Consider the following 23,224-nt stretch of genomic DNA (forward strand, 5'->3'; position numbering starts at 1 on the left):
GCAGATCGCGTATCGCTCGTCGCGAACCCGTCACGCAAATCACCGCGTGGTGACGTCAGACCGCCAAAGCAACGCCGTCACTACGCGGATCGTGCGCGCCGCACGCAACGAATCCAGCGTCGTCGACATCGAGACAGATAACCCCCGCTTGTCCGCCGAGCGGACTGAGCGGCGGCAACTCGGCGATTTCGTGCCCGCGCGCGGCCAGCGCGTCGAACACCTCGCGCCCCGCGTGTGTTTCGAGCTTGAGGTTGTCGCGACTGTCCGAGAAAGTGCGCCCGAGCAGGAAACGCGGCTGCGCCAGCGCCGCCAGCGGATCCATCCTATAGTCGATCAGCCGCGTGAGCAGCGCGGCGAGCGTCTGCGGCTGACCGTCCGCGCCCTGTGTGCCGTAGAGCAGGCGCGCGCGTCCGTCCACGAGATACATGCCGGGATTGAGCGTATGGAATGGCCGCTTGCCCGGCGCGATCACGTTCGGATGCGCGTCCCGATGCGGGCCGCCGCCGGGCGCGCGGAAGGCCGCGCCGCGGTTGTGCCAGAGGATGCCGGTGTCGCCCGCCATCACGCCGCTGCCCCAGTCGTGGAAGATCGTCTGCAATACGCTTACCGCGCGACCTTGCGCGTCGGTGGCGGCGAGATAGACGGTGTCGCCTTCACGGAATCGATGCGGCCACGCCAGTGCGCGCGTGGGCTCGATGCGCGCCGCGCAGGCGGCGAGGTGAGCGTCGCCGAGCAGCCTGTCGACGGGCACGTCTTGCGTATCGGGATCGGCAAGATGCCGGTCGCGGTCGATGAAGGCCTGCTTCACCGCTTCGACGAGCCGGTGATAGTAGTCGGCGCTGCCGTGCGCGCAATCGCGCAGGCCCAGTTTCGCCAGAATGCCCATGATCTGCAGCGTCGTCATGCCCTGGGTGGGCGGCGGCAGCGTCGCGAGCACGCCTTCGCCATAACGCAGCGTGAGCGGCGGCTCGCAGCGTACGCGCGTGGCTGCGAGGTCGTCGGCGTCGAGCGGCGAGCCCGCTTCGCGCAGGCCGCGCGCAATGCGTTGCGCGAGCGCGCCTTCGTAGAAGTCGCGCGGACCGTTTGTCGCGAGCGTGCGCAGCGTGGCCGCGAGCGCAGGCTGGCGGAACGTCGTGCCGATGGCGGGAATCGCGCCGTCCGCCAGGAAGGTCTGCGCGAAGCCGCGCCAGCGTTCGGCGTCGCCGTATTCGTCGGCGCGATACGTTGTCCAGAAGTGCTGCGAGCGCGTTAGCGCGAAGCCGTCCTGCGCTAGCGCGATGGCGGGCGCGAGCAGCGCGTCCCACGCGAGCGTGCCGCCCCAGTGTTCGCGGCTCGTGCGGTACGCCGCCTCCCACGCGGCGACGGTGGCGGCGCTCGTGAGCGCGGACGCGGGGCCGCGCACGGGAATCGCGCCGTCGAAGTTCGGGAGATTGCGCGCCGCCTGGCCGATGCCCGAAATCGACTCGACGGGCTGGCCGGGCGCGGCAATCAGCCAGAAGCCGTCGCCGCCGAGACCGGTGAAATGCGGCATGGTCACGCACAGCGCCGCCGCCATCGCAATGGCCGCCTCGATCGCGTTGCCGCCGCGCGCGAGCACATCGCGTCCCGCTTCGCTGGCGAGCGTGTGAGGACTGGTGACGAGGCCCGCGCGGCCACGCGCGTTGGCGGTCGAGGTTTGCGTGCGTGTGTGGATTCGGGTGTTGATCGTCATGCGGTGACTTCGGCGTCGGCGTGGCCGCCCAGGTAGGCGGCGGACAGTTTCGGATCGGCGGCCAGTTCGGCGGCCGTGCCGCTCGCGCTCACGCGGCCTTCTTCGAGCACATAGCCGCGGTCGGCGATCGCGAGCGCCATCGCCGCCATCTGGTCGACGAGCAGCATCGAGAGCGACTCGCTGCGCAGATCGTCGAGCGACGCGAACAGTTCGGCGATGACCTTGGGCGCGAGGCCGAGCGAAGGCTCGTCGAGCAGCAGCACGCGCGGCTTCGACATCAACGCGCGCGCGATGGCCAGCATCTGCTGCTCGCCGCCGGAGAGCAGCCCGGCGCGCCGATGCTGGCGCTCGCGCAGACGCGGATAGCGCGCGAACATCGACTCGATGCGCGCATCCAGTTCGCCGCGCGGCAGTCGGCCCGACGGGAACGCGCCAAGCTTGAGGTTATCGAGTACCGAGAGTTCGGGGAAGACCTGGCGGCCCTCGGGCACGAGCACGACGCCGAGCGCGGCGATCTGCGCGGCGTCGAGGCGCGCGAGGTCGCGGCCGTCGAAGGTCACGCCGCCGGCCACCGGGCGATGCAGGCCCGCGAGGGCGCGCATGAGGGTCGATTTGCCCGCGCCGTTCGCGCCGAGCAGCGCGACCAGTTCGCCTTCGCGTACCTGCACGCTCACCGCGTGCAGAACGGGCGCGGCGCCATAGCCGGCCGTCACGTTGCCGACGCCGAGCACTTCGCGCGCCGGGGCATCGTCTTGCCGCGCAATGTGTGCAACGTGCGCGGGGCGCAGCGCATGCAGCGCGGCGTCGTTCGATGCGCCCAGATAGGCTTCTCGCACGGCGGCGTCGGCGCGAATCGCGGCGGGCTCGCCTTGCGCGAGAAAGCGTCCCGCGTCGATCACGACAATGCGATCCGATACGCCCATCACGAGCGACATGTCATGCTCGACGAGCCCGACGGTCACGCCCGAATCGGCGATGCGGCGCAGCAGGGTGCCGAGACGCGCCTTGTCTTCGCTGGACAGGCCCGCAGCGGGTTCGTCGAGCAGCAGCACGGCGGGGCGCGTGGCGAGGGCGCGCGCGATTTCGACGAGGCGGCGGTCGACGTGCGCGAGGCTGGCGGCTTCGATCTGCGCGTCGCCGTGATAGCCGCAGGCGCGCAGCAGCGCGAGCGCCTGCATGCGCGGCGCGTCGCCCTGCATGCGCGCGGTGCCGAAAAGCGCGCCGAGACGGCCGCGCGTGAGCGCGAGCGCGACGTTGTCGAGCACCGAGAGGCTGCCGAACAGCTGCGAAGTCTGATAGGTGCGCGCCACACCGGCGCGCGCGCTCCGGAACGCGCTGCCAGCGTCGAGTTGCAGTGCGCCCAGCTTGCGCGTGCCGGTTTGCGGGCGATAGAAGCCCGAGAGCATGTTGAGGACCGTCGATTTACCGGCGCCGTTCGGACCGATCAGGCTCGTCACGCGCGCGGCGGGCAGCTCGAACGACAGATCGCTGACGGCCTTCACGCCGTCGAACGTCATCGAGAGGCCTTGCGCGGCGAGCGAGCGGCGCGCATCGGCGCTGAGCGGTTCGAGGGCGACAGGCGCGGCGGCGTCCCGATCGTGCGGCGACTCGCCCGACTGCGCGCGCGACGGCGAGACCAGCCGACGCACCAGCGCCGCCGCCACGCCGGCCACGCCGTTGGGCGCGCTCCACAGCACGACGAGCAGCAGCACGCCAAAGCACAGCAGACGCAGGTTTTCGAGCCCGGCGAGCAATTCGGGCAGCAGACCGACCACCGCCGCGCCCACCAGCGGCCCGGCCAGCGATCCCGCGCCGCCGATCATCACGACGAGCACGAAGAGGATCGATTGGGAAAACGAGAACATGCCGGGCGTCACCATGCCTTGCAGCGGCGCGAACAGTCCGCCCGCGAAACCGGCCAGTGCCGCCGAGAACGCGAACGCCACGGTTTTCACCGTGAGCGCGTTCACGCCGATCGAGGCCGCCGCCGTTTCGCTGTCGCGCACCGCGCGCATGGCCGCGCCCCACGCGCCGTGCGAAACGCGCGCATAGAGCGCGAGCGCCACGGCGAGCAACACGAGCGCGATCAGGGCGACGGCGCGCTCGCCATCGGCGAAACCGCCGAGCGCCGGGCCGAACACGTTCATGATGCCGTTTTGCCCGCCGGTGAGATCGCCGCCTTCCACGGCGCTTTGCTCGATCACGAAGGTGAACGCGATCGTCACCATCGCGAGGCCCGGGCCGCGCACCCGCAGGGCGGTGAGCGCAAGCAGCGCCCCGGCGACGGCGGCGACGCCCGCGCCGAGCGCCCACGCGCTCCAGAAGCTCCAGCCGAACTGCGTGGTGAGAATGGCGACGGCGTAAGCGCCGATCGCGAAGAACGCCGCGTGGCCGAACGACACCTGGCCGGTCAGCCCGAGCAGCAGGTTGAGGCCGACGCCGCAGATAGCCAGCAACACCACGCCCGCCAGCACCACGACGAAATAGCCGTTGACGTTGCATGCGGCGAACGCGGCGGCGAGCAGCACGACGGCGAGCGCCGCGCCCTGCCAGAGTCCGCGCGAACGCGCCTCGCCTGAACGTGGCGCGGGCATTGCCTCGCGCGCGACGAGAGAAAGTCGGGAATCGCTCATACCTTGCGCACCTCCGCGCGCCCGAAGAGGCCGTTGGGACGGATCGCCAGCACGACGATCAGCAGCCCGAATGTGATGATCTGCGTGTAACTGGATCCGAGCGTGGCCGTGATCATCGCTTCGGCAGCGCCGAACAGCAGGCCCGCGATCATCACGCCCCACGCGCTGGACAGCCCGCCCAGAATCGCGACCGCGAAGGCCTTGAGCCCGAACACGGTGCCCATGTCCGACTGCACGTTGAACAGCGGCGCGATCAGCACGCCCGCGATGCCCGCAAGTAGCGCCGAAACAGCGAACGCTGCCGCGATGGTGCGCTGGATCGGAATGCCCATCAGACGCGCGGCGTCGCGGTTCTGCACCACGGCCAGCATCGCCACGCCCCAGCGCGAGCGGCGCAGCGCGTAATGCAGCACGGCGGCCAGCAGCAGGCCGACCGCGGGAATCACGAGCTGCAACGGATACACGCCGAGCCCCGCGTCGCCGATATGCAGCGACGACTGCGCGAGCGGCGAGGGCAGGCTGCGCGGCTCGGTGCCGAAGGTCAGCATGACGACGTTGTCGAGCACGATGCCGAGCGCCACGGTCGCCATGAGCCACGCGTTCGAGCCGCGCCGCGCGAACGGCCGCACGGCGAGGCGCTCGACGACGAGGCCGTAGAGCGCGCACGCGGCCAGCGCCAGCGCGATGGCGAGCGGCATGGGCCAGCCGAGCGTCTGCGCGAAGGTGTAGGCGAGCACGGCGCCGAGCATCATCGAGCTGCCCTGCGCGAAGTTGACGGTCGCGCTGACCGCGAACGTCAGATGAAAGCCGAGCGCCATCAGCCCGTACATGCTGCCGAGGCCAAGGCCCGCAACCAGCGCCGATATCCATTGCATGAGTAAATCTCTCCGGGGTTTTCCGCGTGTTGTGCCGGCTTTACTTCGCGGCCATCTGGCCGCCCGCGGCGCTGACCGGCACGATCCGGTTGTCGATGAACTGCGCCCACACATAGTCGCTCGCGCCCAGCGCGTCGGGCTGCTGCTCGCTGAACGGATGCACGTAGGTCTTGATCAGCCCGTCGTAGCGGTCGATTGCGTAGAAGCCCTTGCGGATCGCATCGCCGTCGGTGGAGCCGGCCTTGTCGATGGCGAGCGCGCTCAGATGCATCGCATCGTAGGCATTGGCGACGCCCACGGCGGGCGTGATGTCGTCGGCGCTCTTGATGTCGGGGTACTTCGCCTTGAGTTCGGCCACCACGCGCGCGCTGATCGGCGAGGTCGCGCCGAAGAAGCTATACGTCTGCACGAAATGCACGTTCTTTGCGTTCGGTCCCGCGAGTTCCGTGAAGCGGCCGCCCGCCGGGCCCCAGTGCGAGACGATCGGCACCTTCCAGCCCATGCGGTCGAGCGACTTCACCACCTGCGCCGAAGGCCCGACATTGCCGACCATCAGCAAGGTATCGGCGCCCGCGGCCTTCAGGCGGCCGAGCTGCGGCGTGACGTCGACATCCGTCGCCTCGATCTTTTCGATGCCGGCCGGCTTCATGCCCTTGGCGGCCAGCGCCGCGACGATGCCCTTTTCGTTCGACTGGCCCCACGGATTGTTGACGAGCACGAGGCCGAGCTTCTTCGCGCCGAAAGCCTGCTGCGCGTGCGCGACCATCGCCACGTCCACCAGTTCGTCGACGGCGGACACGCGGAACGCGAAGTTCGGCTTCGCGCCGTTGTGCGTGATCTGCGTGCCCGCGGCCCACGGGTCCATGAACGGCACTTTCTCGTGATTGGCGAGCGGCACGATCGCCATCGAAACCGGCGTATCGAGGCCGCCGAACAGCACCGCCACCTTGTCCTTGTAGATCAGTTCGCGCGCGGCCAGCACGCCCTTGGCGGGATTGCCTTCGTCGTCGCGGCGCACGAGTTCGAGCTTGCGGCCGCCGAGCACGCCGCCGCTTGCGTTGATCTCGTCGATGGCGATGGTCATGCCGCGCGTGAGCGCTTCGCCCGCGCGCGCCGACTGGCCGGAGAGCGCGGTGACGAGGCCGATCTTGATGGTGTCGGCGGCATACGCGACGCCGCACGACAGCGCGGCAGCGGTGAGCGCAAGCGCGACGGCACTCGTCTTGAACCACTGGCGGCGCGGCGAGGAAGCGGGGCGGACGGCCTGGTGGGCGGCGTGACGTAGCGGCATGAGACGGTTCTCCAGTGAGTGTGACGGACGCGGGCGAGGCCGCGGATGCGTCGCTTCACGCAAGAGCTATGCCATTTCGTTCGCGATTGGAGCAGATAGTTGCCGACGCCAGTAATCACAACGTGCGAACGATATGGAACGCCAATTGCATACGATCTGGCTATCAGATGGTTAACCATTTGTGGTGCGCCAAATCGGTTCGCGTTCGCACAACAGCGGTGCGCCGCGCGCGACGACAGGCACCACGACAGGCACCGCGTTATGGCTGCAAAGCGGTGCGCCCCATCGCCGACTGCAATCGCACACTACGCAAGGACACAATGAGCACAACCTTCATGGAAGCCGCGCCGATCGACGCGAACGCCACCCGGCGCGACGACCCGCGCTTCGGCGCGCTGCGCACGCACGGGCGCTTCGACTATCGGCCGATCGTCGCGCGCGATACGTATTGCTGGCCCAACGGCGCGCGCCTCGCGGTCTATCTCGGCTTCAATCTGGAGCACTTCGCGTTCGGCGAAGGGCTGGGCGCGAATCTCGGTCCGCTTTCGCCGCAGCCGGACGTGCTCAATTACAGTTGGCGCGAATACGGCAATCGCGTGGGCGCGTGGCGTTGCCTCGATCTGTTCGACGATCTCGCGTTGCCCGCGGGCATCGTCATGAACACGGCGCTCCTCGATCATTGCCCGGAGTTGATCGCAGCCTGCGTGAAGCGCGGCGACGAACTGATCGCGCACGGCCATTCCAACGCGCACCGGCAGAGCGACTTCGAACGCGCGCACGAGCGCGATCTGATCGTGCATTGCCGCGCGCGTCTCGCGGCGCTCACGGGGCAGGCGCCGGCGGGCTGGCTGTCACCGTGGATTTCGGAGACGCTCGACACGCCCGATCTGCTCGCGCAGGCGGGGTATCGCTATACGCTCAACTGGTGTCACGACGACCGTCCCGTCCGCATGCGCACCGGACATGGGCCGCTGTGGTCGATTCCGTATCCGCAGGAAGTGAACGACATTCCGATGATCGTTGGACGGCATCTGGACGGCGCGGCGTTCGCGGACATGATCGTCGATCAGTTCGACGAGATGCTTACGCAGGCCACGCATCCCACGCGCGGGCAGCCGCTGGTGATGGGGATCGCGCTGCATCCTTATCTGGTCGGGCAACCGTATCGCCTGCGCCACCTCCGACGCGCGCTTGCGCACATCGCGCAGGCGGCGCGCGCGGGCACGATCTGGATGACGACGCCGGGCGCGATCAGCGCGCATATGGATGCGATCGAGGCAGCGACCGAAGCCTCGAGTGAAGGCGCAATCGGCAGCGATCTGGCGGCCACGATCCGCTAAACTGGCTCACGATTCCCTCACCCGCTATCCCTGCTTGCGCCGAACGCGTTGCACATCATGCCCACCAGCCGACCGCCCCGACCTGACCGATCCCCTGCCGCGAAGAAAGCCGCCGCGAAGAAACCTGCCGTGCACGAAACGGGCGACGAAGCGCTCGCGAGCGCGCATGACGCCATGCAGACCGAAGCGGGTATCGAAACGCAGATGTACCGCACCATCGTGGATGGCGTGCTCGCGCATCGGCTCACGCCAGGCACGAAACTGCCTGAGCCGGAGCTGTGCCAGTTGTTCGATGTGGGCCGCGCGAGCGTGCGCCGCGTGCTCGAGAAGCTCGCGCATGATGGCATCGTCACGCTGCGGCCGAACAAGGGCGCGGTGATCGCCGAGCCTACGCCCGAGGAAACGCGCACGATTTTCGAAGCGCGCCGCGCACTCGAACGCGCGCTGGTCGAACTGGCGGTCGCGCGCGTGACCGATGCCGACCTCGCGCAATTGCGCAAGCAGCTCGACGACGAACACGCGGCGATGCACCGCTTCGATCAGCCTTCATGGGCGCGTCTGGCGAGCGATTTTCATCTGCGCGTGGCGGCGCTTGCGGGCAATGCGGTGCTGCAACGCTATCTGGTCGAGCTGGTGTCGCGCTGCTCGTTGATTGTCGGGCTGTACGAGCCGCCGGGCTATGCGCCTTGCGAGCACGACGAACACGCGGCCATCGTCGAGTGCATTGCGCAGCGCGACGCCGAAGGCGCGATTGCGCGCATGCAGGCCCACCTCGTCGATCTGGAGCAGCGCATCGAGACCACCCGCATGCGTGGCGAAAAGAGCCTCGCCTCGCTGCTCGGGCTGGCTGAAACGAAAGTGGCCGGCGCGCGCAAATGATGCACGCGGCGCGCCGCCGCGAACCCAACAAACGCCCATGAAGGGGCGCAAAACGCCATGGAAATCGACTTCAACGAACTCACGGCTTACGAGCGTTACAAGCTGATGGCGGGGCTCATCGTGCCGCGGCCAATCGCACTCGTGACGACCCTGAGCCCGGGCGGCGTGATCAACGCTGCGCCGTTCTCGATGTTCAACATGGTCGGCGAAGAGCCGCCGATCGTGATGCTGTCCGTGAATCGCCGCGACGACGACTCGCTCAAGGACACCGCCGCGAATATTCTGCGCGAGCGCGAATTCGTGGTGCATCTGACCGACGAAGCGATCGCTGCAAAAATGCACGCCTGCGGCGAAAGCCTGCCTGCGTCGGAAAGCGAACTTGCGCACGCGGGGCTGACGTCAGTACCGTCGACGCGTGGCGGCCCGCCGCGTATCGCCGAAGCGCCGGTGGCGTTTGAATGCACGCTCTGGGAGACGCTCGAAACACCGAGCCGCCATATTTTCATCGGACGCGTGGAGCGGCTGCATGCGCGCGACGATCTGATCGACCGCGAGCGCTGCCGCGTGCGTTTGCAGCATTACTATCCGGTCGGGCGTTTCGGCGCGAGCTTTTATGTCGATACGCGCAACCGCTTTTCGATGGAAGTCAACGAGGGCACGACGACTACGGCGACTTCCGTGGACGAAATGTAATTCAGCGACGATGCCTGCCGGGAAACTTGAGAGCAGGGCGACTGCATCTAACCTGATGTCATTCGATGATATCGGCCGTTTCACTCAACACAACCCGGCAGCCTGATTCGACGCGATCGAACGCCAAAGTCATGCCATGCATGACGGCGACCGCATTCGCAAGACTGAGCCCAAGACCGTTTCCGGGCGTATGGCGGCTGGCTTCGCCACGATAAAAGCGGCGCAAGACGGCTTGATGCTCGGATTCGGGAATGCCCGGCCCGGTGTCGTGAACGGACAAATAAACGTGCCCCTCAAGACGGGCGAGGCCGATAACAACCGTCCCGCCGACTGGCGAAAATTTGATCGCATTCTCGATCAGATTGGCGAGCGCTTCGAACAATAAATTCGGATCGCCTTCAAGCACGAATTCACCGCTGTCTTCGATTTCGCATCGGTAATTCAGTTGCTTTTCTTCAGCCGACGCCTCGTAGTATTCGTACACGTCTTTCACAATGGCGCCGAGATCGACCGCGACGAACGACTGCCGACGCACGCCGCTTTCAATTTCCGAAATGCGTAGCAGAGCGTTGAAAGTGTGATGCATGCTTGTTGCGTCGACGAGCGTATTGTCCAGCGCCTGACGATAATCGTCGACCGTCCGGCCACGCCGTTGCGCGCGCTCGAGTCCGGCGATCATCGACGTCAGTGGTGTGCGCAAGTCGTGCGCAATCGCGTCGCACACGCCTTTTACTTCATTCATCAGGCGCTCGATTTCGTCGAGCATGCCGTTGACCACGCGTACCAGACTCTCAAGATCGTCGTGACGCCGATGCGTCGGCAGACGTTGCGAGAGGTCGCCGCCAACGATCTGTTTGATCGTTGCAGTGACCGCATCGAGTCGCCTAAGCGAGCCGAGTCCGATCAACGCCGCGCCGATCAAGCCAATCGCCAGCGCGATCATCGCGCCGATGAGCAGCACGTTGACAAGCCCGCTGTTGAAGCTGTCCAGTTCCAGCGCATTCTGGCATCGCATGGCCATGCGATCGCCCGGCAGTTTCGCGGCAATACACCGGGCGGTCTGATTGATCGGTCCATCATGCAAGCGAATCGCGAATGGTTTTCCCACATATGGAATATCGCGAGGCAATGTCGTCAACGAACCGGCGATATAGCGCCCGTCATTGCCGAACAGGCCGTTCGGCCGTTGCTGGTCCGGATCGCTTTGACGCAGCACGTTGAACAGTGCGGACAAGCGTTCCGGCGAACTGCGTTGCATGGCGACATATTCCCGACCTAACCAGTCATCGACGCGTTGCGTTTCAAAACCGGTAATCGAAAAATACAGATAGGCGAATAGCGGCACCGAAATGCCGCCGAAGATGCCGAGGAACAGCACCGAAAGCCGAAAGCTCGTGGTGCGTCGAAGATCAATCAGGCGCACGAAGGACATAGCCGGAACCGCGAACGGTATGAATGATGGGCGCCGATCCCGTTGGGTCGAGTTTTCTTCTCAGGCGGCTGATATGCACGTCGATCACATTGGTGCGCTCGCCGACACGGTAATTCCAGACCGCTTCGAACAGCATCGTGCGGCTGATCACCTGGCCTTCGCGACGAATCATATATTCGAGAATCCGGTATTCGCGCGGCAGCAATTCAACTTCCTTGCCTGCGTACACGACGCTACGGCTCACCAGATCGACGTTCAGCGCTCCGACGCGATACGCCTGCTCCTGGCTGGCGGTTTGCGAGCGTCGCACCAGAGAATCGAGCCGTGCAGTCAGTTCGATATATTCAAAAGGCTTCACGAGATAATCGTCGCCGCCTGCGCGCAATCCCTTCACGCGTTCGTCGACCGTCGACAGGGCGCTGAGGATCAACACGGGCGTGGTCGATCCCGCCTCTCGCAGCGTGCCGAGCACGTCGAGCCCCTCCATGCCGCCGGGCAGCATCCGGTCGAGAATGATCGCATCCAGCTGGCGCGAAGTCGCCTGTGCGAGTCCATCCGCGCCGGTTGTCGCGATTTCGACCGCATATCCGGCATCCTCCAGGGCGACCTGGATTTCGTGGCGTGTTTTCGCGTCGTCCTCGACGACGAGTACTGTTGGCATAGCGATAACTCTTCAAAAATTCAGCAGACAGGCCCCGAAAAGCCCCCTCAAACATTAAATAAAGTTCATTAAACGCGGTTCATCTCATTGATTTTGCGAAGGAATTGCCAAATCTGAATTTTTAAAGTATAAATACGAACCATTCTCATTTTAGCAGCGAGCAGGCCTCCATGACAGCCCGAGCCAGGGCTCGCGACCAACGCGCCGGACGCACTGCCGGGCGCTGTCGTTGCGCATGTGTCGCTATGTCGACAGACAGGATGATTAGCATTCCTACTATAAATGGCAGCGCCTACACGGTGAGGATCGAGCAAAATCCTCAAGCGTTGGCCGATCTGCATCCCGCGCCTCGCGCTGTGCTCTACGTCATGTGTGCGTCCGGATAAACATCTACCGCTGGGCCGATAGCCACTTTTCGTGCATACATGAGTGGACATCGCTTCAGTATTCGCCGGATCAAATTAACTTCGATGTGTCGCCCCGTTCGAATGCCACCGCATTCGATGGCGCAGCTTTGCGCATTACTTTCTCCTCTCTCCGCCATGAATCGATCTTCCCGCCAAATTCGTCGCGCCGCCTCGGTCCGGCAACGCTCCGCCTTGAAACGACGCCGCTCCATTGCGGTCGCGCTGACCGTGGTCGCTTATGGCGGTCTCGCCGATTCCCGCGCATGTGCGGCTGAGCCGGTCGCGGCTTCCAGTGCGCCTGCATCGGCGTCCGCTGCTGCGAGCGAGCCGGAAAAGGGCGCGACGCTTGCGCCCATCATGGTCAAGACGGCGAAAGAGCCGGCGGCGAGCCCTTACGCGCCGAAGACCGTGCAGACGGGCCAATATCGCGGACTCGATGCGCTCGACGTGCCGGCTACCGTGAGCGTCGTGACGAGCGATGTGTTGAAAGCACAAGCTGCAACGGGGCTCTACGACGCGCTGCGCAATGTCGCGGGCGTCACGCGCCAACAGTTGAGCGGCATTTCGTATGACCAGCTTTCGATTCGCGGTATTGCGCTCGACAATCGTCAGAGCTATTACCTCGACGGCGTGCTGCCGATCGACAACAACATCTGGATGCCGATGGAGGACAAGGAGCGCGTCGAAGTGCTGAAGGGCGCTTCGGCGTTGTATTACGGCTTCGCGGTGCCGGCCGGCATCGTCAATATGGTGATGAAACGCGCGGGCGATACGCCGGTGACGTCGGCGTCGATGCTGGTCGATTCGCACGGCTCGGTGGGCGCGCATGTCGATATTGCGCGACGCTTTGGTGCGGATAAACAGTTTGGCATTCGCGTCAACGCAATGGCAGAGCACGTCGAGACGCCGATCAGCGGCGACCGCGGCTATCGCATGTTCGAAAGCGTTGCGCTCGACTGGAAGCCGACGAACCGCTTGACGTTCAAGTACGACCTCGAGCACATCGATCAGCGTGTGGTCGAGCAGGCCGGGATTACACCGCTTACCGCCGTCAATGGCGTTATCACGCTGCCCTCGCTACCCGACGCGTCGAAATTGCTGGTGCCGAATGACAAGCCCACGACATCGACTGCGATCGCACAGATCCTGCGCGCCGACTATCTCATCAACGACAACTGGAGCGCGAACGTTTCGATTGGTCAGTCGATCACGCAACGCAATCGCTGGCTGTGGATTTTCCAGAAGTACAACGTCGATACGGGCACAGGCCAATTGCAGGGCAGCAAGCAGAATGGTCAGTTCTATGAAAACAAGAACGTGCGCGCGGAAATCAACGGCCTCTTCAACACCGGGCCTTTCACGCACGACGTCACGTTCGGCGTCAACGAAAACTGGTTATTCCAGCCGAATTTCACGACGTACTATTACACCGCGACGCAGAACCTGTATGAGCCGATCAGTATCACCAGTTTGACGGCGGGCTCGTCGAAGGCCTTTTACGCACAGCACATCAGCAATCAGGGTGTGTATCTTTTCGATCGCATTGGCCTGACGAAGAACCTCGATTTTACGGCGGGCGTGCGTTATTCGTCGTATCACGCTACGCAGGCGTATACCGTCACGCAGGATGTGAATCACACGTCGCCTTCAGCGAGCATCGTGTACAAGATCACGCCGAAAACGAGCGTTTACGCGAGCTATATCGAAGGGTTGGAGTCGGCCGGTAGCGCCCCGGCGACGGCGACAAACGCGTATCAGGTCCTGCCGGCGGCGGTGAGCAAACAGGTGGAAGTGGGCGTGAGGCATCGATTCAACAATGGCGCGCTCGCGTCGATCGCCGCGTTCCAGATTCGTCAGCCGTCCGCGAGCACGGATGCCGACGGCGTCTACGCGCTGAATGGCGTGGGTCGCTATCGCGGCATCGAGTTCTCGTATCAGGGCGATATCACGCGAGATCTTTCGATCGTCACGACCGGCATGTGGCTCGATGCGACGCTCGTCGACAGTACCGATTCCACGACGCTCGGCAAGCGACCGGAAAATACGCCGCGTTATACCGGCAGCGTATTTCTGAATTATCGCGTACCGCATCTCTATGGATTCTCGATCAACGGCGGCGCCTATTTCGTCGGTCAGCGTCCGATCAACGACGCGAATCAGGCATATATCCCGGGCTACACGCTGTTCTCTGCGGGCGCTCGCTACGAGACGAGTCTGTTTGGGCGGCACGCCACATTCCAGTTGAACGTCGAGAATGCGTTCAACAAACACTACTGGGCGTCGGCGGGATCGAGCCAATTGGGCATCGGGCTCGAGCGGACGATTTCTCTGACCTCGACATTCGACTTCTGATAGGACGGCGACCATGAATGTGAATTTTCCATTGAGTTCGGACCGCGCTGTTGCGCACACATCGCGTCGTGTGCTGCGGCGCGCCGCCTCGCTATTGACCGCGTTGATCGCATTCAGCGCCGCGGGAATGGCTAGCGCCGCTGCGCCCCATGCAACGGGCGCGAGCGGTGACACGGTCACGGCCAACAAGCATGTGCTTTACGTTACTCGACTGGATCATCGCGATCGTGAAGAGGACGACAAGGTGATCGCGCATCTGGAGCAACGCGGGATGATCGTCAAACTGGTCAACGAAGACGCGCCGGTTTCGGCTGCGAAGGGCGAAGACCTCGTCATCATTTCGTCAGTGGTGAGTGCGCGCGATATGGTCGGAACGCCGTTTCGCGATGTCGCGGTGCCCATTTTGACGTGGGAATCGGATCTGTTCGATTCGCTGCGCTTCACCGGTCAGAAGAAAGGCGAGGACTTCGGCGAGGTCGCGAAGGAGCATTACGTGAATGTGGTGAATGCGCCGAGTCCGCTCGCAGGCGGCGTGCCGGCGGGTAAGCGTTGGGTTTATCCGCGCGACGATGAAATGGGTTGGGGCAAACCGGGGCCGGGCGCCACAATCATTGCGACGATCGCCGGCGAGCCGACGCATGCCGTGGTGTTCGCGTACGAGAAGGGCGCAACGATGGATTACGATTTCATTGCACCCGCACGCCGCGTTGCACTGTTTCTTGGCAACCGGTCATTCGAGAAACTCAGCGCGGACGGCAACGCTATTTTCGATGCGGCTGTGAACTGGGCCGTCAGTTCATCGGCCGCGGCGGAGTGTCCGTAAGCAGGTCATCGTGCCGCGATCGCGCGGGGAACGTCCGAGGCGGGTCGTGCGTGAAATCGAGCACGCGTGTTTCCCGCCTCATTAGCCGCGCTCTGCGAGCGCGCTATTCCATTGTCCGTCTTTCACGATATCCATCACCGCCGCCATATGCGAAGACGCCGACATCTTCACGATGCTCGGATAAAACGCAGCGAATGTGGACGAGATGGGAAACACGCGGCAATGCTTCCATTTTTCCTGATCGACCTCCGAGGCCGGCAGGATACTCGCGCAATCGAGCCCGGTCTCGATCCAGTCGAGAATAACCGACGGCTGCGATACCGACATGACCGCCTTCAGTTCGCCACTCGCGCGTTCGAGCCGGTCTTTCACCAGTTCATAAATCCCCGGACCTTCACCGCGACGCAACAGCATCAGCGGAAATTTCGCGATTTCGCACAGCGATAGTGCACGATCGGGAAGATCTTTTGCCAGCGTGGGCGTCATGACCGCGGCGGCGCTTATCGGCTGGAAATTGAGGCAGTCGTAGCCACTCGGGTTCGACGGTTTCTGGATCAGCGCGACGTCGATCAGCCCGTTGCGCAACAGCATTTCGATGTAGCTGGAGTCGGAGACCGTGAGGCGAATGTGAATGTCGGGGTGACGGTGGTGGATTTCCAGAATCAGTGATTGAAAGAAGCGCTGGTAGAGATGGGATACGCCGATACGGAGTGTCTGCGTTTCCGTCTTCGAGATGATGATGGTTTCGCGCGTGGCGTTGTCCACGCTCTGAAGAATCTCGCAGGCCCGGCGGTAGAGATGTAGCCCGGCGGGCGTGGCCTCGATGTGCCGGATGCCCCGCAAAAACAGCAGCGCCCCAATTTCCTCTTCCAGCTCGCTGAGCCGCTTGCTGAGCGCGGGCTGAGCGATATTCAAGAATCGTGCTGCCTTTGAAACATTTCCCTGCTCAATAACGGCACAGAAATAACGCAATCGCTTTAGGTCCATATTCCCTCCGCGGCCGATTCTAACAAATTGGGATCAGCAATTTCTGATTCGAATCAAATTCATCGGGCATATATTTTTTTGCTTAATGTGCCATATCGAAACGGTAATTTTGGCATCGGCCGTTGTTGCCTATATTGGCTCCGGGATAAAAATTTGGCTTACGAAACGTTCCACGAAGCAATCGAATCGATCGCCACGCCGGACGAAACGCCTGTGCAGACAGGCCTTTCTCCTGGCAGCGGGCGCCATGGGAACCGTGTGAATAAAGCGTCGAGCCAAAAGGAAATAAATATTGCGTAATGAAAATCAGGTGTGGTTAATCGTCGCATTTCTGAATGGGGAAGTGCAGAAGCGAAGAGCGTAAAGGTAGCGACGAATGAGTGTGATGAAACAATCAGGCGCCGCAATTCGGTTTAAAGGTTTAAATGGAGGACTGGCATGATGCGCCAGCGAATCATTGTCGGTATCAGTGGGGCTACGGGGTTTCAGTACGGCGTCAAGGCGCTGCAGTTACTGCGCGGCATGAATGTGGAAGTGCACATGGTCATGTCGCGTGGCGCCGAATTGACGCGCGAGCTGGAAACCGACTATTCCCGCGAGGAAGTTCTGGAACTTGCCGACGTCGTCCACCCGATCACCAATCTCGGCGCTTCGATCTCCAGCGGCTCGTTTCGGACCGTGGGCATGCTGGTCGCGCCCTGTTCAATGCGCTCGCTCGCGTCGATCGCGTCAGCGCAATCCGACAACCTGCTGACCCGCGCCGCCGACGTGGTGCTGAAAGAGCGCCGCCGTCTCGTGCTGCTGGCGCGCGAAACGCCGCTGAACCTCGCGCACATCGACAACATGCGTCGCGTCACGGAAATGGGCGGCATCATTTTTCCGCCTACGCCGGCGCTCTATCAGCGACCCACGACGGTGGATCAGATTCTGACCCACACCGTGGGGCGCGCGCTCGATCTATTTGGACTCGAAGTACCCGATTTGCCTCGCTGGGGTGAATCACACGCTTGAGTGGTCAACAACAAAGCTGATAACTGAAATTTACTTGGGGTAAAGAACATGCTGATTGGTCCATATTTCAACGGGTCGGCCGTGGTTGTCGGTGGTTGCGCGGGTGCGTTTTTGGGCACGCGGCTGTCCGAACGTCTGCGTCTCGCATTGCCGCAGACGTTCGGTCTCGCGTCGATGGGGCTGGGCATCACGCTGATCATCAAGGTCAAGTTCATGCCGGCCGTCGTGCTCGCATTGATTCTGGGCGCAGCCATCGGTGAAATCATCTATCTGGAGAAGTTCATCGGCAAACTGGCCGGTTCGACGCGAGGCGTGATCGACCGCTATTTACCGTCGAATTCAGGACTGGGACAAGCCGAATTTACCGAGCGATTCGTGGCCATTCTCGTCCTGTTCTGCGCGAGCGGAACCGGGATTTTCGGCGCGATGCACGAAGGGATGACCGGCGACCCGTCGATTCTCTACATCAAGACGATTCTTGACCTGTTCACGTCTGCGATTTTTGCAACGGCACTCGGCTATGCCGTGGCATCGATCGCGATTCCGCAACTCGTGATTCAGCTCTTGCTGGCCGCACTCGCTGCCATGATTCTGCCGATGACGACGCCGGACATGATGGCGGACTTCTCGGCGGTTGGCGGCTTGATCATGCTGGCCACGGGCTTCCGTATCTGCGGCGTCAAGGCATTCCCGGTCGCGAACATGATTCCCGCGCTTGTGATTGTCATGCCGATTTCGCATCTGTGGGCGCACTTCGTGCACTAATCGCCGAATGCGCTTTGCGCGTCAAATGAAAAACACCGCACTTCAAGTGCGGTGTTTTTCATTTCTCTATTGAAAAAACGATGTTTGAATCAATGCGCGCGCACTTCCACGATCGAGAGCGATTGCTGCAATCGAGCGATCGTGGAAGCGGGCGGATAGTCGGCAGGCAGCGGCGCATCGAGCGGACCGCCGGTTTGAACGCCGTCACGCCGGAAAGGCTGCAATACCAGTTTCGTGATGCCGCGCGCGACGAGTTCGGTCGAAATGGCGACCAGATCGTCCTCGGTGAGCAGCGCGGGGTGGATCGTCGTGCGGCATTCGAATTCAATACCGCTTTCGACGATGAGATCGAGTGAACGCCGTGCCGCGTCTCCGCTGCGTGCAATCTGCGTGACGTCCGCGTAGCGCTCGAACGGCGCTTTCACGTCAAAGCCGATCCAGTCGATCAAGGGCAAGCACGCCGCCAGTCGATCCGGATAGCCACCGCCCGTATGCAACGCAACGCGAAAGCCGAGCGCTTTCACTTCCGCCATCATCGACGGAAGAAAGCGTTCGACCAGCGGTTCGCCGCCGCAAAAGACCACTGCGTCGAGCATCCCTTTGCGGCGTTCGAGCCACGCCGCGATCGACGGCCATGAGGGCCGATCGGGCGCGCTATTGCGGGTTTGCAGGTGCGGATTGTGGCAATAGTGGCAGCGCCACGGGCAACCCGAGACAAACACGACGCACGCGAGTTTGCCCGGGTAATCGCAGCTGGAGAAGCGCACGACGCCGCCGAGCTTCGGCGAAGGTGTCGGCTCGTCGTGATGGCTCATGGGCGTTCGCGGAAGAAGCAGCGTTCGGCGAATTCACCTTGTTTGCCGATGTTGAAGGCGGAAACCGGTCGGTGATAACCCATGACGCGCGTCCAGATCTCGCAGCGCGTGCGTTCTTCTTCTTTCAGGACCGGCTGCGTCGATGTTGCGTGAAGCGTTGGGAGTTGTTGCTGGAACATAATGCCTCCTTGAGGCGTTGAGAAAGCGGAAAATGGAAGGGCGATATTGAATCGCCGAACGGTGAAATTGTTCAGCCGATCTCGGCTTCGGCTTTTTCGTGCAGCAAGGCTTCATCGCATTTCGGACAGAATTCGTGGCGGCCGCTGAGATAGCCATGCTTCGGGCACACCGAGAACGTGGGCGTCACGGTGATATACGGCACGCGGAAACCGGCAAGCGCGCGTTTCACCAATTCTCGGCAAGCCTTCGCCGACGACACCGCCTCGTTCATATACAGGTGCAACACCGTGCCGCCCGTGTATTTCGCCTGCAACGGTTCCTGTTGTTCGAGCGCTTCAAACGGATCGTCGGTCCAGGAGGCGGGCAGTTGCGTCGAGTTGGTGTAATAGGGCTGATCCAGCGTCCCAGCCTGGAGAATGTCGGCGAAACGGCGGCGGTCTTCCTTGGCGAACCGGTACGTTGCGCCTTCGGCGGGCGTGGCTTCGAGATTGAAGAGATGGCCGGTTTCCTGCTGGAATTCCGCGAGTCGCGTACGCACATGATCCATCAGGCGGATCGCGAAATCGTGTCCGCGCGAGGTTGTAATATCCTCCGTATCGCCGTAGAAATTGCGGATCATTTCGTTCACGCCATTCACGCCAATGGTGCTGAAGTGATTGCGTAAAGTCCCCAGATACCGTTTGGTATACGGATACAAACCTTTGTCCATCAGATCCTGAATCAAGGCGCGTTTCACTTCGAGGCTCTCCCTGGAGAGATCGAGCAAAGCGTTCACGCGCGCGTAGACGCGGTCTTCGTCGCCACGGCACTCATAGCCGATTCGTGCGCAATTGAGCGTCACCACGCCCACGCTGCCGGTTTGTTCCGCCGAGCCGAACAGGCCGTTGCCGCGCTTGAGCAATTCGCGCAAGTCGAGCTGGAGACGGCAGCACATCGAACGCACCATATGCGGCTCGAGTTCACTGTTCAGAAAGTTCTGGAAATACGGCTGGCCGTAGCGCGCGGTCATTTCAAACAGACGCTCCGTGTTCGGATGCGTCCAGTCGAAATCGCGCGTGATGTTGTAGGTCGGAATCGGGAAAGTAAAGCTGCGGCCGCGCGCGTCGCCGGCCGACATCACCTCGATATAGGCGCGGTTGATCATATCCATTTCCGCGCCCAGATCGCCATAGGTGAAGGGCATTTCCTCGCCGCCGACATAAGGCACCTGATGCTTCAGGTCGTCGGGGCAGGTCCAGTCGAAGGTCAGGTTCGTAAAGGGTGTTTGCGTGCCCCATCGACTCGGCACATTCAGGTTGTAAACCAGTTCCTGGATGCACTGTTTCACCTCGGCATAGCCGAGTTTGTCGACACGCACGTAAGGCGCCATATACGTATCGAACGAAGAAAATGCCTGTGCGCCGGCCCATTCGTTTTGCAGCGTGCCGAGGAAATTCACGATCTGTCCAACAGCGGCGGACAAGTGACGTGGCGGATTCGCCTCCACTTTTCCCGGGACGCCATTAAAGCCCTCTTGCAGCAAGCTGCGTAGCGACCAACCGGCGCAATAGCCCGACAACATATCAAGGTCATGAATATGGAGTGAGCCGTCGCGATGCGCCGCGCCGATATCGGCGGAATACACATTGTTGAGCCAGTAATTCGCAATGACCTTGCCGCTCGTATTCAGGATCAGCCCACCCAGGCTCCAGCCTTGATTGGCGTTTGCATTGACGCGCCAATCCGAGCGATTGAGATACTCGACGATGGTCGAGGCGACATCGACGGTGAGCCCCGACTTGTCGTCTTGCGGAGCTTGCGCGGGGTTGTGAGTCAACGCGTTTTGCATGTGTTTTTGCACCATATGTTGTGGTCGCTATTGATTTGTGCACTTTATATGGTGTGAGTCCGCGACGCTGAACGATGCCTTGGCAGATTGATGAGTGTCAAAAACCGATGCAGCACACTGCCGCAGTGCAGACGCGATTGTTGACGACGCGAATGCGCGAATGTGCGAAAGGAGACGAGTTCAGAGTGTTTTGAACGTACGTGCGATTCGACGTAAGTGAATCACGCACAGTTCGAGAAAAAGACGAAGCGATACCTACCGCAATAAGCTGCGGTAAATCGACTCAATGAAGACAAAAGGGGATAGCGATTCAGGAGCGATCGCTGTCATGACAACAGGCAAAGGCAAAAGCGAAGCGCGGAAAATCAATCGCAAGAACCGCGCAGCACAGAGGAACGGTCAATGTTATTCGTCGCGTTGCCAAATGGTTTTGCGCGCGAAAACCAGGCTGTTATCGGTGAGTTTGATGTGTTCGATCGACAGACGCCACAAATCGGTGGGACGCAGGCGCGCAACCGGGTGCCGGATCAGATAGCGATCCATTGCGGCTTCGAGCTCCGCACCGGAAAGCCGCGTCGCGAACGCCGAGAACTGCACGCCGCGTATATCGCGAAGGCGCTCGGGTTGTTCGGAAACCGTTGCCGAAACCATCGGGCGGCTTTGCATCGCGTGACCGTGGCGCGTTTTCAGGCTGGTCATCACGAGCACGCTCGCGTTGTTCGGTTCAAATGCGTAGAAGCAACTGGCCGACCACGGCGTGTCGCCGTCAACCACGGCAAGGCTCAAGACGTGATGCGTCGACATGAAGTCGGAGATGCGTGCGGGAAAGGCGTGCATGGGGAAAAACCTGTTGAATCTGCGGAATATCGTATCTGACGATTCTGCCGCCGGTGACGCGCTCCATGCTGGAACTCATCATCGGCGGCAGGCCGTTCAGCACGATTTCAGGCGGTTTTCAGCCGAATCGCCTGATCTTGCGTGTCTAGATTTCGTCCGGCACGAAGTCGGGCAGGAAACGACGCACATCGACTTCCTTGAATTTCGAACGCTCGAAATGATGCTTGAGTTTGAACGGCACCGTGCAGTCGAAAATCGTTTTGCACGATGCGCCCTGTTCGAGAATGCTCGGGCTGAATTCCGGAATCTGTGACGGATCGAGCGGATGGCAGCGCACGCCCGGAATGGCCACGTGGCTCACGTCGCCCTGATAACGCGTTTGCATGGCCCACAACACGTCGTCGGTGTCGAAGATATCCACGTCTTCGTCAACGAGAATCACGTGCTTGAGTTCCGGGAACGACGAGAACGCGAGCAGGGCAGCTTGACGTTGACGACCTTCGTCCACGGGCGCCGACTTCTTGAATTGCATCACGGCGAGCAGTTTGCCGCCGCCCGAGTTGTGCGCGTAGACGTTGAGCAGTTTGCCCGGCATGGCGCGTTCGACCATCTGCAGAATGCTGGCCTCGGTCGGAATGCCGGCCATGTTCACGTGCTCTTCGCCGGGGCCGACGGTCGTTTGCAGGATCGGATTACGACGATGCGTAATGGCCTTCACCTTGATAACGGGAATCGCGTCCTTCGCTTCGCCGGTATAACCGGGGAATTCCGGCATGGCCTTGCCGGTGTCGGTGTTCTGGTCTTCGCGTACGCGCACGATCGGCAGCAATTCGCCTTCGATCACGATTTCGGCGTGGGCGATGGCGCGCGCGTTGACGGTCAGACAGTTCGACAGTTCGACGGCTTTATCACGCAACGCGCCGGCCACGTTCAGTTCGTCGAAACCGAGCGGCGTCGTCGGCGGTTCGAAACACGCTGCCACGTAAATAGCAGGATCGACACCGATGCTGACCGAAATCGGCAGCGGCTTGCCGGCGGCTTCCGCTTTCTGGCGGAACGCGTCGATATGGCGGCCCGGCGTGAGCCACATCGAGAGCTCGTCCTTGCTCTGCACGCAGAGGCGGTGAATCGTCACGTCGTGCTCGCCCGTTTCCGGATCGGCCGCGTAGCAGAGACCCATCGTGACGTACGGTCCTGCGTCTTCCTCGGTATTGGTTGGCGCGGGCAGCAGCGTGCGCAGATCGAAACCCGGCTCCGTGGCGAGGTGCACGACCTCCTGGCACTGCGCCTTTTCCTTGCCGACGGTGACCGGCGGGATCGGATTGAGCACGGCGTCCTTGAGCAGGAAGCCGAGTTTTTTCGGCTCGCAGTTCAGCAGTTTGCCGACGCGCTTGCGCGAGCCCAGCAGGCCAATAGCGACACGGAAGTCGGGGAAGCCTTTGACCTTATTGAAGATCATGGCGGGACCGCCGCGTCGAGTGGGGCGTGAACAGGTACCGCCGGCGCCGACATAACGATAGACGCCCGAGAGTTCTGCGTGCGGATCGACTTCGACGCTGGTCTGGACCAGTTCGCCCGGGAGGTCGCCGAGGACCTGGAGGGCCGAGCGCAGGTCATGCACGCGCGGTTCTGTGTCACCGCTGTGATCGTTGTGTGCCAATTCAATTCTCCTTGGATTCGACGCTGAACGCGTCTGGGAAAAAA

The 23,224-nt window shown here is 62.3% G+C and carries 18 protein-coding genes and 1 pseudogene; 7 read left to right on the forward strand and 12 right to left on the reverse strand.

Going from position 1 to position 23,224, the window contains the following annotated elements; all coding sequences use genetic code 11:
* Window positions 1-55: 55 nt before the first annotated feature.
* From BMY06_RS13290 to BMY06_RS13305, 4 genes are read right to left on the reverse strand one after another with little or no spacing between them, the layout of a single operon-like run.
* The gene (locus BMY06_RS13290) at window positions 56-1,711 is read right to left on the reverse strand and encodes a gamma-glutamyltransferase family protein (protein ID WP_074983610.1); all 1,656 of its coding nucleotides are present in this window, start codon (window positions 1,709-1,711) and stop codon (window positions 56-58) included.
* Window positions 1,708-4,344: a branched-chain amino acid ABC transporter ATP-binding protein/permease gene (locus BMY06_RS13295; RefSeq protein WP_080180505.1), complete on the reverse strand. Its 2,637-nt coding sequence runs from the start codon at window positions 4,342-4,344 to the stop codon at window positions 1,708-1,710. Before BMY06_RS13295 ends, BMY06_RS13290 begins: the two co-directional genes overlap by 4 nt.
* Window positions 4,341-5,219, reverse strand: coding sequence for a branched-chain amino acid ABC transporter permease (locus tag BMY06_RS13300; RefSeq protein ID WP_074983613.1), 879 nt, complete (start codon window positions 5,217-5,219; stop codon window positions 4,341-4,343). The genes BMY06_RS13295 and BMY06_RS13300 overlap by 4 nt, the downstream gene beginning before the upstream one ends.
* A gap of 40 nt (window positions 5,220-5,259) precedes the next feature.
* Window positions 5,260-6,510 carry an ABC transporter substrate-binding protein gene (locus BMY06_RS13305; protein WP_080180504.1) on the reverse strand — a complete coding sequence of 417 codons (1,251 nt, stop codon included), beginning with the start codon at window positions 6,508-6,510 and terminating at the stop codon, window positions 5,260-5,262.
* A gap of 335 nt (window positions 6,511-6,845) precedes the next feature.
* Here BMY06_RS13305 and BMY06_RS13310 point away from each other — a divergent pair, with 335 nt between their 5' ends.
* The 3 genes from BMY06_RS13310 to BMY06_RS13320 all read left to right on the forward strand — a co-directional run bounded on the left by BMY06_RS13310 (window position 6,846) and on the right by BMY06_RS13320 (window position 9,422).
* Window positions 6,846-7,850: a polysaccharide deacetylase family protein gene (locus BMY06_RS13310; protein WP_074983615.1), complete on the forward strand. Its 1,005-nt coding sequence runs from the start codon at window positions 6,846-6,848 to the stop codon at window positions 7,848-7,850.
* A 174-nt stretch (window positions 7,851-8,024) separates the two neighbouring features.
* Complete coding sequence (locus BMY06_RS13315; protein WP_065058596.1) at window positions 8,025-8,729, forward strand: GntR family transcriptional regulator; 705 nt, start codon at window positions 8,025-8,027, stop codon at window positions 8,727-8,729.
* A gap of 57 nt (window positions 8,730-8,786) precedes the next feature.
* Window positions 8,787-9,422 carry a flavin reductase family protein gene (locus BMY06_RS13320; protein ID WP_065058438.1) on the forward strand — a complete coding sequence of 212 codons (636 nt, stop codon included), beginning with the start codon at window positions 8,787-8,789 and terminating at the stop codon, window positions 9,420-9,422.
* Window positions 9,423-9,480: 58 nt separating this feature from the next.
* Here BMY06_RS13320 and BMY06_RS13325 read toward each other — a convergent pair whose 3' ends face one another.
* Window positions 9,481-10,854, reverse strand: coding sequence for a sensor histidine kinase (locus tag BMY06_RS13325; RefSeq protein WP_124263132.1), 1,374 nt, complete (start codon window positions 10,852-10,854; stop codon window positions 9,481-9,483).
* Entirely contained in the window at window positions 10,832-11,515 is a 684-nt protein-coding gene (locus BMY06_RS13330) for a response regulator transcription factor (RefSeq protein WP_074983616.1), read from the reverse strand. The genes BMY06_RS13325 and BMY06_RS13330 overlap by 23 nt, the downstream gene beginning before the upstream one ends.
* A 599-nt stretch (window positions 11,516-12,114) precedes the next feature.
* On the opposite strand from BMY06_RS13330, the gene BMY06_RS13335 reads away from it, so the two are divergent.
* Window positions 12,115-14,274, forward strand: coding sequence for a TonB-dependent siderophore receptor (locus tag BMY06_RS13335; protein ID WP_231957454.1), 2,160 nt, complete (start codon window positions 12,115-12,117; stop codon window positions 14,272-14,274).
* A 127-nt stretch (window positions 14,275-14,401) separates the two neighbouring features.
* Window positions 14,402-15,097, forward strand: a complete 696-nt coding sequence (locus BMY06_RS13340; RefSeq protein WP_074983777.1) for a hypothetical protein — start codon at window positions 14,402-14,404, stop codon at window positions 15,095-15,097.
* Window positions 15,098-15,178: 81 nt separating this feature from the next.
* Here the strand turns inward: BMY06_RS13340 and BMY06_RS13345 are convergent, their stop codons facing one another.
* Window positions 15,179-16,084 carry a LysR family transcriptional regulator gene (locus BMY06_RS13345; protein WP_074983618.1) on the reverse strand — a complete coding sequence of 302 codons (906 nt, stop codon included), beginning with the start codon at window positions 16,082-16,084 and terminating at the stop codon, window positions 15,179-15,181.
* Between the two features lie 438 nt (window positions 16,085-16,522).
* Between BMY06_RS13345 and BMY06_RS13350 the strand changes: the two genes are divergently transcribed.
* Together BMY06_RS13350 and BMY06_RS13355 are read left to right on the forward strand one after the other, a co-directional pair.
* On the forward strand, window positions 16,523-17,095 hold the full coding sequence (locus BMY06_RS13350; RefSeq protein WP_074983620.1) for a UbiX family flavin prenyltransferase: 573 nt from the start codon (window positions 16,523-16,525) through the stop codon (window positions 17,093-17,095).
* 48 nt (window positions 17,096-17,143) lie between these two features.
* A complete protein-coding gene (locus tag BMY06_RS13355) occupies window positions 17,144-17,860 on the forward strand; it encodes a DUF554 domain-containing protein (RefSeq protein WP_074983622.1) in 717 nt (238 codons plus the stop codon).
* Between the two features lie 89 nt (window positions 17,861-17,949).
* Here the strand turns inward: BMY06_RS13355 and BMY06_RS13360 are convergent, their stop codons facing one another.
* The 5 genes and pseudogenes from BMY06_RS13360 to BMY06_RS13380 all read right to left on the reverse strand — a co-directional run bounded on the left by BMY06_RS13360 (window position 17,950) and on the right by BMY06_RS13380 (window position 23,180).
* Window positions 17,950-18,675 (reverse strand): anaerobic ribonucleoside-triphosphate reductase activating protein, encoded by a 726-nt coding sequence (locus BMY06_RS13360; RefSeq protein ID WP_065058446.1) that lies wholly within the window; start codon window positions 18,673-18,675, stop codon window positions 17,950-17,952.
* Window positions 18,672-18,854 carry an anaerobic ribonucleoside-triphosphate reductase gene (gene nrdD / locus BMY06_RS13365; protein ID WP_065058448.1) on the reverse strand — a complete coding sequence of 61 codons (183 nt, stop codon included), beginning with the start codon at window positions 18,852-18,854 and terminating at the stop codon, window positions 18,672-18,674. Before nrdD ends, BMY06_RS13360 begins: the two co-directional genes overlap by 4 nt.
* Window positions 18,855-18,925: 71 nt before the next feature.
* Window positions 18,926-20,644 (reverse strand): annotated as a pseudogene (locus BMY06_RS13370) (ribonucleoside triphosphate reductase); the annotation flags it as partial.
* A 444-nt stretch (window positions 20,645-21,088) separates the two neighbouring features.
* Complete coding sequence (locus BMY06_RS13375; protein WP_074983623.1) at window positions 21,089-21,520, reverse strand: PNPOx family protein; 432 nt, start codon at window positions 21,518-21,520, stop codon at window positions 21,089-21,091.
* Between the two features lie 145 nt (window positions 21,521-21,665).
* On the reverse strand, window positions 21,666-23,180 hold the full coding sequence (locus tag BMY06_RS13380) for a UbiD family decarboxylase (RefSeq protein ID WP_074983625.1): 1,515 nt from the start codon (window positions 23,178-23,180) through the stop codon (window positions 21,666-21,668).
* Window positions 23,181-23,224: the final 44 nt, after the last annotated feature.

This window comes from Paraburkholderia tropica (assembly GCF_900109265.1).
Taxonomy (GTDB): domain Bacteria; phylum Pseudomonadota; class Gammaproteobacteria; order Burkholderiales; family Burkholderiaceae; genus Paraburkholderia; species Paraburkholderia tropica.

What these genes read in the sequence shown, in the direction of transcription:
- BMY06_RS13315 (WP_065058596.1), top strand. Translation starts at nt 8,025, where the DNA reads ATGCAGACCGAAGCGGGTATCGAAACGCAGATGTACCGCACCATCGTG.
- BMY06_RS13350 (WP_074983620.1), top strand. Translation starts at nt 16,523, where the DNA reads ATGATGCGCCAGCGAATCATTGTCGGTATCAGTGGGGCTACGGGGTTT.
- BMY06_RS13305 (WP_080180504.1), bottom strand. Translation starts at nt 6,510, where the DNA reads ATGCCGCTACGTCACGCCGCCCACCAGGCCGTCCGCCCCGCTTCCTCG.
- BMY06_RS13300 (WP_074983613.1), bottom strand. Translation starts at nt 5,219, where the DNA reads ATGCAATGGATATCGGCGCTGGTTGCGGGCCTTGGCCTCGGCAGCATG.
- BMY06_RS13310 (WP_074983615.1), top strand. Translation starts at nt 6,846, where the DNA reads ATGGAAGCCGCGCCGATCGACGCGAACGCCACCCGGCGCGACGACCCG.
- BMY06_RS13355 (WP_074983622.1), top strand. Translation starts at nt 17,144, where the DNA reads ATGCTGATTGGTCCATATTTCAACGGGTCGGCCGTGGTTGTCGGTGGT.
- BMY06_RS13295 (WP_080180505.1), bottom strand. Translation starts at nt 4,344, where the DNA reads ATGAGCGATTCCCGACTTTCTCTCGTCGCGCGCGAGGCAATGCCCGCG.
- BMY06_RS13325 (WP_124263132.1), bottom strand. Translation starts at nt 10,854, where the DNA reads ATGTCCTTCGTGCGCCTGATTGATCTTCGACGCACCACGAGCTTTCGG.
- BMY06_RS13375 (WP_074983623.1), bottom strand. Translation starts at nt 21,520, where the DNA reads ATGCACGCCTTTCCCGCACGCATCTCCGACTTCATGTCGACGCATCAC.
- BMY06_RS13320 (WP_065058438.1), top strand. Translation starts at nt 8,787, where the DNA reads ATGGAAATCGACTTCAACGAACTCACGGCTTACGAGCGTTACAAGCTG.
- nrdD (WP_065058448.1), bottom strand. Translation starts at nt 18,854, where the DNA reads ATGTTCCAGCAACAACTCCCAACGCTTCACGCAACATCGACGCAGCCG.
- BMY06_RS13340 (WP_074983777.1), top strand. Translation starts at nt 14,402, where the DNA reads ATGGCTAGCGCCGCTGCGCCCCATGCAACGGGCGCGAGCGGTGACACG.
- BMY06_RS13345 (WP_074983618.1), bottom strand. Translation starts at nt 16,084, where the DNA reads ATGGACCTAAAGCGATTGCGTTATTTCTGTGCCGTTATTGAGCAGGGA.
- BMY06_RS13360 (WP_065058446.1), bottom strand. Translation starts at nt 18,675, where the DNA reads ATGAGCCATCACGACGAGCCGACACCTTCGCCGAAGCTCGGCGGCGTC.
- BMY06_RS13330 (WP_074983616.1), bottom strand. Translation starts at nt 11,515, where the DNA reads ATGCCAACAGTACTCGTCGTCGAGGACGACGCGAAAACACGCCACGAA.
- BMY06_RS13290 (WP_074983610.1), bottom strand. Translation starts at nt 1,711, where the DNA reads ATGACGATCAACACCCGAATCCACACACGCACGCAAACCTCGACCGCC.